The sequence below is a fragment of the Rhodanobacter sp. DHG33 genome, assembly GCF_014843005.1.
In the GTDB taxonomy this organism is placed as follows: domain Bacteria; phylum Pseudomonadota; class Gammaproteobacteria; order Xanthomonadales; family Rhodanobacteraceae; genus Rhodanobacter_A.
On the sequence record NZ_JACYXM010000001.1, the window covers coordinates 77,143 to 90,105 of the forward strand.

General features: G+C 69.6%; 14 protein-coding genes. 11 read left to right on the forward strand and 3 right to left on the reverse strand.

What is annotated here, in order from left to right; genetic code table 11:
* Positions 1-6: 6 nt before the first annotated feature.
* Positions 7-762 carry a uroporphyrinogen-III synthase gene (locus IHE46_RS00340; RefSeq protein WP_192162412.1) on the reverse strand — a complete coding sequence of 252 codons (756 nt, stop codon included), beginning with the start codon at positions 760-762 and terminating at the stop codon, positions 7-9.
* A 208-nt stretch (positions 763-970) separates the two neighbouring features.
* On the opposite strand from IHE46_RS00340, the gene IHE46_RS00345 reads away from it, so the two are divergent.
* Together IHE46_RS00345 and IHE46_RS00350 are read left to right on the forward strand one after the other, a co-directional pair.
* Entirely contained in the window at positions 971-2,203 is a 1,233-nt protein-coding gene (locus tag IHE46_RS00345; protein ID WP_225562692.1) for a glycoside hydrolase family 27 protein, read from the forward strand.
* Positions 2,204-2,216: 13 nt separating this feature from the next.
* On the forward strand, positions 2,217-3,401 hold the full coding sequence (locus IHE46_RS00350) for a glycoside hydrolase family 27 protein (RefSeq protein ID WP_343229965.1): 1,185 nt from the start codon (positions 2,217-2,219) through the stop codon (positions 3,399-3,401).
* Between the two features lie 9 nt (positions 3,402-3,410).
* Here IHE46_RS00350 and IHE46_RS00355 read toward each other — a convergent pair whose 3' ends face one another.
* On the reverse strand, positions 3,411-4,112 hold the full coding sequence (locus tag IHE46_RS00355; RefSeq protein ID WP_192162414.1) for an AraC family transcriptional regulator: 702 nt from the start codon (positions 4,110-4,112) through the stop codon (positions 3,411-3,413).
* A 139-nt stretch (positions 4,113-4,251) separates the two neighbouring features.
* Here IHE46_RS00355 and IHE46_RS00360 point away from each other — a divergent pair, with 139 nt between their 5' ends.
* The 9 genes from IHE46_RS00360 to IHE46_RS00400 all read left to right on the forward strand — a co-directional run bounded on the left by IHE46_RS00360 (position 4,252) and on the right by IHE46_RS00400 (position 11,901).
* Positions 4,252-5,196 (forward strand): 4-hydroxyproline epimerase, encoded by a 945-nt coding sequence (locus IHE46_RS00360; protein WP_192162416.1) that lies wholly within the window; start codon positions 4,252-4,254, stop codon positions 5,194-5,196.
* Positions 5,193-6,293, forward strand: a complete 1,101-nt coding sequence (locus tag IHE46_RS00365; protein WP_192162418.1) for an FAD-dependent oxidoreductase — start codon at positions 5,193-5,195, stop codon at positions 6,291-6,293. Before IHE46_RS00360 ends, IHE46_RS00365 begins: the two co-directional genes overlap by 4 nt.
* A complete protein-coding gene (locus IHE46_RS00370; protein ID WP_192162420.1) occupies positions 6,290-6,544 on the forward strand; it encodes a (2Fe-2S)-binding protein in 255 nt (84 codons plus the stop codon). Before IHE46_RS00365 ends, IHE46_RS00370 begins: the two co-directional genes overlap by 4 nt.
* On the forward strand, positions 6,537-7,823 hold the full coding sequence (locus tag IHE46_RS00375) for an FAD/NAD(P)-binding oxidoreductase (RefSeq protein WP_192162422.1): 1,287 nt from the start codon (positions 6,537-6,539) through the stop codon (positions 7,821-7,823). Before IHE46_RS00370 ends, IHE46_RS00375 begins: the two co-directional genes overlap by 8 nt.
* Complete coding sequence (locus IHE46_RS00380) at positions 7,820-8,725, forward strand: dihydrodipicolinate synthase family protein (protein ID WP_192162424.1); 906 nt, start codon at positions 7,820-7,822, stop codon at positions 8,723-8,725. The genes IHE46_RS00375 and IHE46_RS00380 overlap by 4 nt, the downstream gene beginning before the upstream one ends.
* Before the next feature lies 1 nt (position 8,726).
* Positions 8,727-10,316, forward strand: a complete 1,590-nt coding sequence (locus IHE46_RS00385) for an aldehyde dehydrogenase (NADP(+)) (protein WP_192162426.1) — start codon at positions 8,727-8,729, stop codon at positions 10,314-10,316.
* Positions 10,317-10,465: 149 nt separating this feature from the next.
* The gene (locus tag IHE46_RS00390) at positions 10,466-10,924 is read left to right on the forward strand and encodes a YiiD C-terminal domain-containing protein (RefSeq protein ID WP_192162428.1); all 459 of its coding nucleotides are present in this window, start codon (positions 10,466-10,468) and stop codon (positions 10,922-10,924) included.
* Between the two features lie 51 nt (positions 10,925-10,975).
* Positions 10,976-11,383 carry a hypothetical protein gene (locus IHE46_RS00395; protein ID WP_192162430.1) on the forward strand — a complete coding sequence of 136 codons (408 nt, stop codon included), beginning with the start codon at positions 10,976-10,978 and terminating at the stop codon, positions 11,381-11,383.
* 71 nt (positions 11,384-11,454) lie between these two features.
* The gene (locus IHE46_RS00400; RefSeq protein ID WP_192162432.1) at positions 11,455-11,901 is read left to right on the forward strand and encodes a rhodanese-like domain-containing protein; all 447 of its coding nucleotides are present in this window, start codon (positions 11,455-11,457) and stop codon (positions 11,899-11,901) included.
* 3 nt (positions 11,902-11,904) lie between these two features.
* Here IHE46_RS00400 and IHE46_RS00405 read toward each other — a convergent pair whose 3' ends face one another.
* Positions 11,905-12,954, reverse strand: coding sequence for a 2Fe-2S iron-sulfur cluster-binding protein (locus IHE46_RS00405; RefSeq protein WP_192162434.1), 1,050 nt, complete (start codon positions 12,952-12,954; stop codon positions 11,905-11,907).
* Positions 12,955-12,963: the final 9 nt, after the last annotated feature.

The window sequence follows — 12,963 nt, forward strand, 5'->3', positions numbered from 1 at the left end:
AAACGGTCAGCGCGGGGCCGCAGCCTCGATCAAGTCGGAGGCGAGCGCGGATTCGGCGCGCACAATGCGCACGAATCCCGCTTCGCGGGCCGCTTGCTCCAGCCGCTCGCTGCTGACCACGGCCACCGCCGCGCGCAAACGCGACCACGCTGCCGCCGGCAACCGCTGCGCGAGGTTGTGCAACGCCTCGGCGCTGGAGACGAGCACGCGCGCCGAAAGCGGCAACGCCTGCACCGCTTCGACATGCCGCCTATCCCATCGCGGCGCCACGCGCTGATACACATGCACTTCACGCAGTTGCGCGCCGCGCGCGACCAACTGTTCACGCAACAAGCCACGGCCACCCGGCGCGCCGATCAGCGCCACGCGCATGCCTTGCAGGTCCTGCATCACCGGCAGATCCAACAGGCCTTCGCTGTCCTGCCGCGACGGCGCTTGCGCGAGTACGCCATGACGGCGCAGCGCCTGCGCCGTGCCCTGCCCCACGGCGAGCACGATGGCCCTGCTGCGCAAAGGCGACAGCAGGGCAGCAAAGCGCACGGCGGCGGGGCTGGTGAACACCAGCAATCCATCTTTCATCGCGGCGCGCATCTGCGCGGGCAACGCCGGATCATCGATCGCCCGCAACGACAGGCCTGGCAGCAACAACGGCACGCCGGCTCGCGCCCGCACACGTCGCATTAAGGCCGCAGCCGTGCCGGCAGGTCGGGTGATCACCACCACGCGGCCACGCAACGACGGAATGTGCGGCTTGCGACCCATGCGGCGTCCGGCTGGCCAACCCGCATCGTGCGGGCAACAGAGCACGAGTATAGCCATGCCCTCCGCGGCCCTTGCCGCTACCGGCGGCATGTCCAGCGCGGTTCGACCCATGTTGTATGGACGGCTCATTTGTCGCACAATTGCTCAATTGTCGGACATTATTCCGATTTCGACCTCGCGCGCAGCGATGTCGGCCGAATGCGTTGCCATGCAGTTCCACATCCCTGGGGAGAAGCTGATGCGCTGGCTGGTCTTGTCGATTTTCACCTTGATGTCGTGGCTCGCCGTAGCCGTATCGCCTGCCATCGCCGGCGGCCCGCAGCCCGACCCGCCGCGCGAACCCAACGGACTGGCGCTCACACCGCCGATGGGTTGGAACTCCTGGAACCATTTCGGCTGCAACATCAGCGAGCAGACCATCCGCGCGGCCGCCGACGCCATCGTGAGCTCGGGCATGAAGGACGCCGGCTACCGGTACGTGGTGATCGACGATTGCTGGCACGGCCCCCGCGACGCCGAAGGCAACATCACCGCCGATCCGACGCGCTTCCCCTCCGGCATCAAGGCGCTGGCCGACTACATCCATTCGAAGGGCCTGAAGTTCGGCATCTACTCCGATGCCGGAACCAAAACCTGCGCCGGCCGCCCCGGCAGCCGCGGCCACGAATATCAGGATGCGCAGACCTATGCCTCCTGGGGCGTGGATTACCTCAAGTACGACTGGTGCCATACGGGCACGCAGAACGGCCAGTCCTCCTACGAGCTGATGGGCGACGCGTTGCGCGCCAGCGGCCGCCCCATCGTGTTCAGCCTGTGCGATTGGGGCAGCAACAAGGATTGGCTGTGGGCGAAGAACGTCGGCAACCTCTGGCGCACCACGGGCGACATCTACGACGGCTGGGAAAGCCGTGACGGCCGTCAGAACGGCATGACCAACATCGTGGACATGCAGGCCGACCTGGCGCACTACGCCGGCCCCGGCCACTGGAACGACCCGGACATGCTGGAAATCGGCAACGGCGGCATGAGCGCCGAGGAATACAAGTCGCAGTTCAGCCTGTGGGCGGAGATGGCGGCGCCGCTGATGGCGGGCAACGACCTGTCGACGATGAGCGCGGAGACCCGCTCCATCCTCACCAACCGCGAGGTCATCGCGGTGGACCAGGATGCGCTGGGCGCGCAGGGCCAGCGCGTGTTCAAGGACGGCGACCGCGAAGTGTGGTCCAAGCCGCTCAAGGGCGGCGGCCGCGCCGTGGTGCTGTTCAACCGCGGCGCACAGGCCAGCCGCATCGCCGCGGACTGGAACATGCTCGGCTACCCGCAAGGCATCCCCATGCGCGTGCGCGACCTGTGGCGGCACGCGGATCTGCCGCGCGCGAACGGCAGCTTCGCGGCCGAGGTTCCGCCGCACGGCGTGGTGATGGTGCGCATCGACAACTGAGGGAGGACGACCGGTGAAGCGACTGCGGATACTGCTGACCATACTCGCCTGCGTGCTGACGGCTGGAACCTTGCTAGCCGAATCCCCGCCACCGCGCGCACCCAACGGGCTGGCGCTGACGCCGCCGATGGGCTGGAACACCTGGAACAAGTTCGGCTGCACCATCAACGAAAACCTGATCCGCCAGGCGGCCGATGCGATGGTCGCATCCGGCATGCGCGACGCCGGCTACACCTATATCGTCATCGACGACTGCTGGCAGGGCCAGCGCGACGCAAGCGGCAATATCCAGCCCGATCCGCAGCGCTTCCCCTCGGGCATGAAGACACTGGGCGACTACATCCACTCGAAAGGCCTGAAGTTCGGCATCTACTCCGACGCCGGCAAGCTCACCTGCGGCAAGCGCCCCGGCAGTTGGGGCCACGAGTACCAGGATGCGCGCACCTATGCCTCGTGGGGCGTCGACTACCTGAAGTACGACTGGTGCTCCACCTATACGCAGGACGCGCCGTCCACCTACGAGACGATGAGCGACGCCCTGCGCGCCACCGGCCGCCCCATCGTCTTCAGCATCTGCGAGTGGGGCGTCAACAAGCCCTGGCTGTGGGCGAAGAACATCGGCAACCTCTGGCGCACCACCGACGACATCTACGACCACTGGTCGGGCCAGGACGGCTACCAGCACAGCGTGCTCGCCATCCTCGACCTGCAGGTCGGGCTGGACGGGTTTGCCGGCCCGGGCCACTGGAACGACCCGGACATGCTGGAGGTGGGCAACGGCGGCATGACCAGCGAGGAATACCGGTCCCACTTCAGCCTGTGGGCCATGCTGGCCGCACCGCTGATGGCCGGCAACGACCTCGCCGGCATGAGCGCGGACACCAAGGCCATCCTCACCAACCGCGAAGTGATCGCCGTGGACCAAGACCCGCTGGGCGTCGAGGCCCGCCGGGTCGCCAAGGACGGCGACTACGAAGTCTGGGCGCGCCCGCTCAAGGGCGGCGGCCGTGCGGTGCTGCTGCTCAACCGCAGCGCTGCCGCCCATGCGATCACCGTGAACTGGGCCGATCTGGACCTGCCCGCTTCGCTGCGGCTGAAGGTGCGCGACCTCTGGGCGCACAAGAACCTGCCGGACGCGCACGGCAGCTTCACCGCCGACGTGCCGTCGCATGGCGTGGCGATGCTGCGAATGGAGTGAACGGCCCGCTCAGCCGTGCAGGCTGCGAAACTCGCGCGGCGTCATGCCCACGGTGGCCTTGAACTGGCGGGCGAACGCGCTCTGGTCGGTGAAGCCGCAGGCCAGTCCGATGTCGGCCACGCTGCCTGCGCCGCGCAGCAGGCGCATCGCCGCGTCGATGCGCAGCTTGGTCAGCGCCTGCTGCGGGGTGAGCTGGAACACATTGCGGAAGTGGCGCTCCAGCTGCGCCACCGAGACTTCGGCGAGCGCCGCGAGCTCGCCCACGCGCACGCCTTCGGCGTAGTGCTCCTGCAGGTATTCCATGGCGCGCGCAAGGCGCGGGTAGGTCGGGTGACGTCCGTCGGGGTGGCGAAGGTCGCGTGAGAGGCCCAGCACTCCGCACACCTCGCCGCGCTGGCGCTGCGGGTATTTGCAGGTGATGCACCAGCCCGGCGCGCGGTTGGGCAGCAGGTGCACCTCGAGCTGGTTGGCGATGGTCTCGCCCGCCAGCACGCGCCGGTCCTGCGCGGCATAGGAACTGCCCAGCGTGCTGGGAAACAGCTCCGCGACGCTGCGGCCGATCACCTCCTCGCGCCGCTTCAGGCGCAGCCGGCGCACCAGGGTGAGGTTGGCGTGCGTGTAGCGCCCGCTGCGGTCCTTCACGAAGAACACCACGTCCGGCAACGCATCGAACAGCGTCTGCATGTCTTCGGCCGAAAGCTTCACGTCCATGCCACCCTCCTGATTGCCGCAAGCGAGAGCGCACCTTGGCAGGGTTTCACGGCGGCAACCACGATTATGCAGAATTCCGCATTTGACTGGGGCAAGCGCACCTAGACGCAGCCCCGGCCTAGCGCGGAACATGGCTGCCATGCACGCCATCCAATTTGTCGATTCCCATACCGGCGGCGAGCCGACCCGCGTCGTCCTCGCCGGCTTTCCCGACCTCGGCCACGGCCCGCTGGCCGAACGCCGCCGCCGCTTCGCCGACGAATACGACGCCTGGCGCAGTGCCATCGCCTGCGAGCCGCGCGGTTCCGCCACCATGGTCGGCGCCCTGCTGCTGCCGCCGGTGAGCGCGCACGCCTGTGCCGGCGTGATCTTCTTCAACAACGTCGGCTACCTCGGCATGTGCGGCCACGGCACCATCGGCGTGGTGCGCACGCTGGCGCACCTGGGCCGCATCGCACCGGGCCGCCACCATCTGGACACGCCGGTGGGCACCGTGGGCGTGGACCTGCACGACGACGGCCGTGTCTCCATCGACAACGTGGCCAGCTACCGCCATGCGGCCGGATTGCGCATCGATGTGCCGGGCTACGGCAGCGTGCACGGCGATGTCGCCTGGGGCGGCAACTGGTTCTTCATCACCGAAGACACGCCGCTGCCGCTGGACGTGCAGCGGCAGCGCGAGCTGACCGCCTACACCGAAGCGATCCGCCACGCGCTGGAAGCCGCCGGCATCTGCGGCGCGGACGGCGCGGAAATCGACCACATCGAACTCAACGCGGCGTCGCCCACGCCCGGCATGGATGCGCGCAATTTCGTGCTCTGCCCCGGCCTCGCCTACGACCGCTCGCCCTGCGGCACCGGCACCAGCGCCAAACTGGCCTGCCTTGCCGCCGACGGCAAACTCGCGCCGGGCCAGGCGTGGCGGCAGGAAAGCATCCTCGGCAGCATGTTCGAGGCGCGCTACGAACCGGCGGCGGACGGCAGGGTGTTGCCGCGCATCACCGGCAGCGCGCACATCGTCGCGCAGGGCGAACTGCTGATCGACGAGAGCGACCCGTTCGCCTGGGGCAGCGGCGCGGAATGAACGCCTGCGACCTGATCGTCGTCGGCGCCGGCATCGTGGGTGCGAGCTGCGCCGACGAAGCCGCGGCGGCGGGCCTGCGCGTGGCCATCGTCGAGCCCGGCACCATCGGCGGCGGCGCCACCGCCTGCGCCATGGGCCACCTGGTGGCGATGGACGACGATCCGGCCGAACTCGCGCTGGCGCGCCTGTCCCTGGACCGCTGGGAGGCTTTCGCCGATCTGCCGGAAGCGGAATTCGACCGCTGCGGCACGCTGTGGGTGGCCGAAAACCCCGCACAGGCCGCGGGCATCGCGGCGCGCGTGGCCCGCATCCAGGCGGCAGGCGGCCATGCGCATGCGCTCGACGCCGCGCAACTGCGCGAGATCGAACCTTCGCTGGCGCCGGACCTCTGCGCCGGCATGCTGGTGCCGCAGGAGGCCGTGGTGTATCCGCCGCGAGTCGCGCAACACCTGGTGCTTCGTGCCTGCGCGCGCGGCGCGGTGCTTCACCACGGCCGCCGCGTGCGCCAACTGGACACGCACGGCGTCACGCTGGACGACGGCACCGTGCTGCACGGCCCGGTGCTCGTCGCCACCGGCTGCGCACTGCCGCAACTCGTCCCCGAACTGCCGCTGCGCCCGCGCAAGGGGCACCTCGTCATCACCGACCGCTACCCCGGCAAGCTGCGGCACCAGGTACTGGAACTGGGCTATGCCGACAGCGCGCACGGCAGCGACGGCAGCAGCGTGGCCTTCAACGTGCAGCCGCGTCCCACCGGCCAGTTGCTGGTGGGTTCCTCGCGCGAATTCGACATCGACGACCCGGCCGTTTCGCCATCGATGCTGGCGCGCATGCTGCAACGCGCATTCCGCTTCATGCCCTCGCTGGGCGAATTGCAGGCAATACGCGCGTGGACCGGCTTCCGTCCCGCCACGCCGGATGGGCGCCCCTATCTCGGCGCCGTGCCGGGCCGTGACGGCCTCTGGGTGGCCGCCGGCCACGAAGGCCTGGGCGTCACCACCGCGCCGGGCAGCGCGCAATTGCTGCTGGACCTGATCCTGGGACGCACGCCGGCGATCGACCCTGCGCCTTATGCGCCGTCGCGGGTGCTGGCATGAACGCACAGGGCGTCGTGCGGCTGGCGGTGAATGGCCGGCCGATCGAAGTACCTGCGGGCACCAGTGTCGCGGCTGCGGTGGCGCGCATCAGCCCCATGCGTTTCCGCGACTCGGTGCATGGCATGCCGCGCGCGCCGCTGTGCGGCATGGGCGCCTGTTTCGAATGCCGCGTGCACATCGACGGCCGCGCGCAATTGCGCGCCTGCATGACGCCGGTGCGCGAAGGCATGCAGGTGACCACCCATGATTGAGCGTTGCGACGTGGCGGTGATCGGCGCCGGTCCTGCCGGACTGGCCGCGGCACACGCCGCCGCCAGTCACGGCGCACGCGTGATCCTGCTGGACGCTCAACCACGCCACGGCGGCCAGATATGGCGGCATGACGTGGCGCACGGCACGCCGCCTGCGGCGCAGGCAGCGATCCAGGCACTGTCCGGCAAAGTGGAGTGGCGCGCGCAACACCAGGTCGTCGCCGCCGATGGCCGTCGCCTGCTGGCCGAAACACCGGATGGCGCAGTCGAAATCGATGCCGGTCACGTAGTAATCGCCACCGGCGCGCGCGAATTGCAGCTGCCCTTCCTCAACTGGACGCTGCCCGGCGTCGCCGGTGCCGGCGGCCTGCAGGCGCTGGCCAAGCAGGGTTGGCCGCTGGCCGGCAAGCGCGTGCTGGTGGCCGGCAGCGGTCCGCTGCTGCTGGCCGCCGCGGCCACGCTGCGCAAGCACGGTGCCATGGTGGTCGGCATCCACGAGCAGGCTTCCGCCGCCCGCGTCGCCGCATTCGCCGCGCAACTGTGGCGCTGGCCGGCACGCGCATGGCAGGCCGCGCGGCTGCGGGTCGCGCTCGCGGGCGTACCGTACCGGTGCGGCAGCTTCGTGCAAGCCGCATCCGGCGATACGCAACTGCGCGGCGTCGAGTTGCGCGACGCCGACGGAACACGGCAAGTCGAATGCGATTACCTCGCCATCGGCTATGGCCTGGTGCCCAATGTCGAGCTGGCCGCCTTGCTCGGCTGCGCGCTCGACCGGTCGGGCACGCATGCCCGCGTGCATGCCGACGATCTGCTGTGCACCAGCGTGCCCGGCGTGTACGCCGCGGGCGAAGCCTTGGGCATCGCCGGACTGGCCGCCGCGCGCATCGAGGGCAGCATGGCCGGTCACGCCGCCGCAGACGCAGTCGATGCGGCGCGTGCGCTGGCGCCGGCACGCATCCGTGAGCGCGCGTTCGCCGGCTTGCTGGCGCGGCACTTCGCGCTCGACCCGCGCCTGCGCACGCTGGCCACTGCCGACACTGTGGTCTGCCGCTGCGAGGACGTGCCGCTTTCCGCACTCGACGATTGCCCCGACACGCGCAGCGCGCGCCTCGCCGCGCGTTGCGGCATGGGCGCCTGCCAGGGCCGCATCTGCGGCGCGGCGCTGGCCGAGCTGGGCCGCTTCCCGAACGACGGCCCGCGTCGCCCGCCACTGTTTCCTGCGCGGCTGGCCACGCTGGCCGCTCTCCCTTTCCGCCCAACCACCGAGATCGAACCATGAGCAAGCCTTCCCTCTGGCGCGGCGTCATCCCCGCCATCACCACGCCGTTCGCCGCCGACGGCAGCGTGGATCACGCCTTCCTCGCGCGGCATGCGCGCCAGCTGATCGACGACGGCTGCACCGGCATCGTGGCGCTGGGTTCGCTGGGCGAAGCGGCGACGCTGTCGTTCGACGAGAAGGTCGCGATCATGCACACCCTGGTCGAGGCCGTCGGCGCACGTGCGCCGGTGATCCCCGGCATCGCCGCGCTCTCCACCGACGAGGGCGTGCGCCTGGCGCGTGCGGCCAAGGCCGCCGGCTGCGCAGGCCTGATGGTGTTGCCGCCCTATGTGTACTCCACCGACTGGCGCGAAATGGGCGCGCACATGAGCGTCGTGATCGGCGCCACCGACCTCCCCTGCATGCTCTACAACAACCCGGTCGCCTACAAGACCGACTTCACGCCCGAACAGATCGGCGCGCTGGCCGGCAAGCATCCGAACGTGCAGGCCGTGAAGGAATCATCCGGCGACGTGCGCCGCTTCGCCGCGCTGAAGTCGCTGCTGGGCGAACGCCTGGAGCTGCTGGTGGGCATGGACGACGCCATCGTCGAAGGCATCGCGATGGGTGCCACCGGCTGGATCGCCGGCCTGGTCAACGCCTATCCGCGCGAGTCGGTGCGGTTGTTCGAGCAGGCGCGCGACGGCGGCTATGCCGCGGCGGCCGAGCTGTACGCGTGGTTCCTGCCATTGCTGCGGCTGGACACCGTGCCGAAATTCGTGCAGCTCATCAAGCTCACCCAGCAGGAGGTCGACATGGGCAACGAACGCGTGCGCGCGCCGCGCCTGGCGCTGGAAGGTGCCGAGCGCGAGGACGCCTTGCGCATCATCCGCCACGCCAACGCCAACCGCCCGGCGCACTGACATGAACATGCAACCGCAGCTGCTGGCCGGCGCATGGCAGGCGCCGCGCGAACCCGCCGGCCATTACCGCGCCGAGAACCCGGCCACCGGCGAAGCCATCGGCCCGGCCTTTCCGCTGTGCGGCGCGGCCGACGTGGAGGCTGCGCTGGCCGCCGCCACGGAGGCCGCCACTGCCCTGGCCGACACGCCGCCCGCACGCATCGCCGATTTTCTCGACGCCTACGCACAAGCCATCGACAACGATGCCGAAACGCTGGTGGCGCTGGCCCACGCCGAAACCGCGCTGCCCGCGGAAACGCGGCTGGCGAAGGTGGAACTGCCGCGCACGACGCGCCAGTTGCGGCTGGCCGCGCAGGCGGTGCGCGAGTTCGCGTGGACGTCCCCCACCATCGACACCGCGGCCGGATTGCGCTCGCATTTCGCGCCGCTAGGCAAGCCGGTGGCGGTGTTCGGGCCCAACAATTTCCCGCTGGCGTTCAACGCGGTGGCCGGCAGCGATTTCGCCTCGGCCATCGCGGCGCGCAATCCGGTGATCGCCAAGGCGCATCCTTCGCATCCGGCCACCTGCGAACGCCTCGCGCAGCTCGCGCACCGCGCCATACTGGATACGGGACTGCCCGCGGCCACCCTGCAGCTGCTGTACGGCTACGACCGGACGCTGGGTTTGCGGATGGCCGGCGATGCGCGCCTTGGCGCGCTGGGCTTCACCGGCAGTCGCGCCGGCGGCATGGCGTTGAAGACCGCCGCCGATGCGGCAGGCGTGCCGGCCTACCTGGAAATGTCCAGCATCAACCCGGTGTTCCTGCTGCCCGGCGCGCTGGCCGAGCGCGGCGCGGCACTGGCCGAAGAATTCTTCGCCTCGTGCACCGCCGGCAGCGGCCAGTTCTGCACCAATCCAGGACTGGTGATCGTGCCGGATGACGCGTCCGGCGATACCTTCGTCGCCGACGCGCTGGCGCGCTTCGAGGCAGCGGCACCAGGGGTGCTGTTTTCGCGCGGCGTGATGGACGGACTGCAGGAGGCCGTGGATGCGTTGCAGGGCGCCGGCGCCACTTGCCTGGTCGGCGGACACTCCGCGGGGCCGGGCTATCGGTTCCAGCCCACCTTGCTGCAAGTCAACGCGCGCGACTTCATCGAACGCTCCGACGAACTGCAGCGCGAAGCCTTCGGCCCGGTCAGCCTGCTGGTGCGCGTGTCCGGCGAGACAGAAACCCTGGCGCTGATCGCGCAGCTGGAAGGCAACCTCACCGGCACCGTCTACTCCGCCGCCGATGGCCGCGACGATGCGACGCTGGCGCGGGTCTGCCATGCCTTGCGTCCGCGCGTGGGGCGACTGATCGCCAACCGCATGCCCACTGGCGTGGCCGTGAGCGCTGCGATGAATCACGGCGGCCCCTGGCCCAGCACCGGCCACCCCGGCTTCACCGCGGTGGGCATGCCCTCCGCGATCCGCCGCTTCGCCGCGCTGCACTGCTACGACCACCTGGCCGACGCGCTGCTGCCGCCGGAGTTGCGCGACCGCAATCCCGGCGGCGTCGCGCGGCTCGTGGATGGCCAGTGGCGCAGCGACGACGTGTCCGCGTCGGCATGAACATAGGCGGCAGCGGTGCCATGCGCCGCTGCCGCATGTTCCGGATGCGCAAACCGGCATGACGCCGATGCGCAGTCGCCAGCTCCGAGGGAGCGCCGGCTGCACGCTGAAACACGTGGGTGCCGCGCGCTACCCACTACAATCGCGGCATGACCGACTCCGCCGCCCACGACCTTGTCCGTTTCATCCGCGCCAAGATTCCGCTGGCGCAGGCGATGGATCTCGAACTGCTGGCCCATGACGCCCACCGGCTCGCACTGCGCGCACCACTGGCCCCCAACGTCAACGACAAGGGCTGCGCGTTCGGCGGCAGCCTGGTGAGCCTGATGACCCTGGTGGGCTGGGGCCTGGTGGAACTCGAGCTGCGTGCACGCGGACAACACTGCGACGTGTTCGTGGGCGAATCCACCGTACGCTATCTGCAGCCGATATGGGCGGACTTCCACGCCGAGGCGCGGCTCGCCGCGGAGGCGGACTGGGCGGCCTTCTTCGACACGCTGCAGGCGCGCGGCAAGGCGCGCATCGAGGTGGAATGCAGCGTGCCCGGCACGGACGGCAAACCCGCTGCCACGCTGTCCGCACGCTTCGTGGCCAAACGCCACGATTGAAGCCGCGCGGCCACCGCCGCAGAATGCGTGGACCATTGGGGGAGAACATTCATGTACCGCATCCTGCTTCCGCTCGCCGCCGTCGCACTGCTCGCCGGCTGCGCCAAGAGCGCCCGCAACGACAGCCTGACCGCCACGCTCAGCGCCTACAACAGCGCGGTGCGTTGGGACGGCATGCAAAGCAGCCAGCAATTCGTCGACCCCGAAGTGCTAAAGGCACATCCGCTTACCGATTTCGACATGCAACGCTACCAGCAACTGCGGGTGACCGACTACGACGACGGCTCCGGCCCTGCGCCGCTGGGCGACGACGAAGTGCAGCAGACGGTGAAGATCAGTTTCGTCAATATCCATACGCAGTCCGAACGCAGCATCGTCGTACGCCAGACCTGGCGTTACGACGACAAGACCAAGCACTGGTGGCTGGAAAGCGGCATGCCCGACCTCGGACATAACTGAGCCGCCACCCGGATCGCCTATAATCGACGGTTTAACCGTACCGGCGCGCCCTTCGCGCCCGTGGAACCGACATGCAAGATTTCCTGCACAAGCTGCCCCAGTTCATCGGCAACCATGTGGCGCTGGCCGCGCTGTTCGCGATCCTGCTGGTCGCGGTGATCGTGGTGCAGATCGGCCTGCTGTTCAGCAAGACCAAGGAGCTGACGCCAGCCGGCCTGACCCAGCTCATCAACCGCGACAGCCCGCTGCTGATCGACCTCTCGGCCATCGCCGACTACGAGAAGATGCATGTGCCCGGCGCGCGCCACGTGCTGATGAGCCAGTTCGACCCCGAGAACAAGGAGCTGACCAAGGCCAAGGAACTGCCGGTGGTGGTGATGGACAAGGACGGCAACGGCAACTCGACCAAGGCCGCGCAGCGGCTGGTCAAAGCGGGCTTCCAGAAGGTCTATTTCCTGGGCGGCGGCGTGCTCGCCTGGCACCAGGCGCAGCTGCCGGTGGCGAAGGGCAACAAATAACCGCTACGGGTGGATGCCCGCGCGGGCGGCGATGATCTGCGCCAGCACGTCCGGCGCGTAGTCGAACGAGTCGTAGTAGAGCCTCGCCTCCGGCAGGCCCGCCGCCACGAAACGGTGGCGCGCCACCTCGATCATCGCGGGCGGCCCGCTCATGTAGACGTCGTGCGCCGAGAGGTCGGCATGGTCGGCCAGCACCGCGTCGTGCGCCAGCCCCACGCGCAGGCCCGAGGCGCAGCCCTCCTCCGACAGCACGGCATGGAAGCGCAGCTGCCGCGCCTGACGCTGCCACTGCCCGATCTGCGGCAGCAGGTACAGGTCCGCCGCGCGGCGCACGCCCCAGTACACGTCCATGGCGCGGCGCGTGCCGAGTTCGATGAAATGCTCGACGATGGCTTTCACCGGCGCGATGCCGGTACCGCCGGCCACGAAGATCATCGGCCGTTCCGAATCCTCGCGCGCCACGAAGGTGCCCAGTGGCGCCTCGATGCGCAACGTCTCGCCTACGGCCAAGCCCCCGGCCACGTGCGACGTGAAGCCGCCACCGGCGACATGCCGCACGTGCAGTTCGATGCTGCCGTCGGCCTGCGGTCCGTTGGCGATGGAGAACGGCCGGCGCCGCCCGTCGTCCAGCAGCACATCGAGGTACTGGCCCGGCAGCCATTGCAGGCGCGGCTCGCCATCGACGGGCTGCAGGTGAAGGCCGGTCACGTCGGGCGCCAGTGCGTGCTTTTCGGCCACGCGCACGCTCAGCTGGCGACGCGCGATGTCCTCCACCGAGGCCACCTCGCGCGCCTCCAGCAACAGATCGCTGGCCGGCTCCGCCTGGCACAGCAGCACGGCGTGGTGGGCGCGTTCGTCCGCGTCCAGCGCCAATGGCGGATTGCGCGGATACTCGCAGCGGCCTGCCAGCAGGGTGGCCTTGCAACTGCCGCAGACGCCCGCCCGGCACGAGTACGGCAACGCGATGCCGGCGCGCTGCGCGGCTTCCAGCACGGTTTCGCCCGCGGCCACGTCGAAGCGGCGGCCGGTGCTTTTCAGGGTGACGGTATACACGCGCACATT

Coding starts and splice junctions, on each gene's coding strand:
- IHE46_RS00340 (WP_192162412.1), bottom strand. CDS start 762: ATGGGTCGCAAGCCGCACATTCCGTCGTTGCGTGGCCGCGTGGTGGTG.
- IHE46_RS00345 (WP_225562692.1), top strand. CDS start 971: ATGCAGTTCCACATCCCTGGGGAGAAGCTGATGCGCTGGCTGGTCTTG.
- IHE46_RS00355 (WP_192162414.1), bottom strand. CDS start 4,112: ATGGACGTGAAGCTTTCGGCCGAAGACATGCAGACGCTGTTCGATGCG.
- IHE46_RS00360 (WP_192162416.1), top strand. CDS start 4,252: ATGCACGCCATCCAATTTGTCGATTCCCATACCGGCGGCGAGCCGACC.
- IHE46_RS00365 (WP_192162418.1), top strand. CDS start 5,193: ATGAACGCCTGCGACCTGATCGTCGTCGGCGCCGGCATCGTGGGTGCG.
- IHE46_RS00370 (WP_192162420.1), top strand. CDS start 6,290: ATGAACGCACAGGGCGTCGTGCGGCTGGCGGTGAATGGCCGGCCGATC.
- IHE46_RS00375 (WP_192162422.1), top strand. CDS start 6,537: ATGATTGAGCGTTGCGACGTGGCGGTGATCGGCGCCGGTCCTGCCGGA.
- IHE46_RS00380 (WP_192162424.1), top strand. CDS start 7,820: ATGAGCAAGCCTTCCCTCTGGCGCGGCGTCATCCCCGCCATCACCACG.
- IHE46_RS00385 (WP_192162426.1), top strand. CDS start 8,727: ATGAACATGCAACCGCAGCTGCTGGCCGGCGCATGGCAGGCGCCGCGC.
- IHE46_RS00390 (WP_192162428.1), top strand. CDS start 10,466: ATGACCGACTCCGCCGCCCACGACCTTGTCCGTTTCATCCGCGCCAAG.
- IHE46_RS00395 (WP_192162430.1), top strand. CDS start 10,976: ATGTACCGCATCCTGCTTCCGCTCGCCGCCGTCGCACTGCTCGCCGGC.
- IHE46_RS00400 (WP_192162432.1), top strand. CDS start 11,455: ATGCAAGATTTCCTGCACAAGCTGCCCCAGTTCATCGGCAACCATGTG.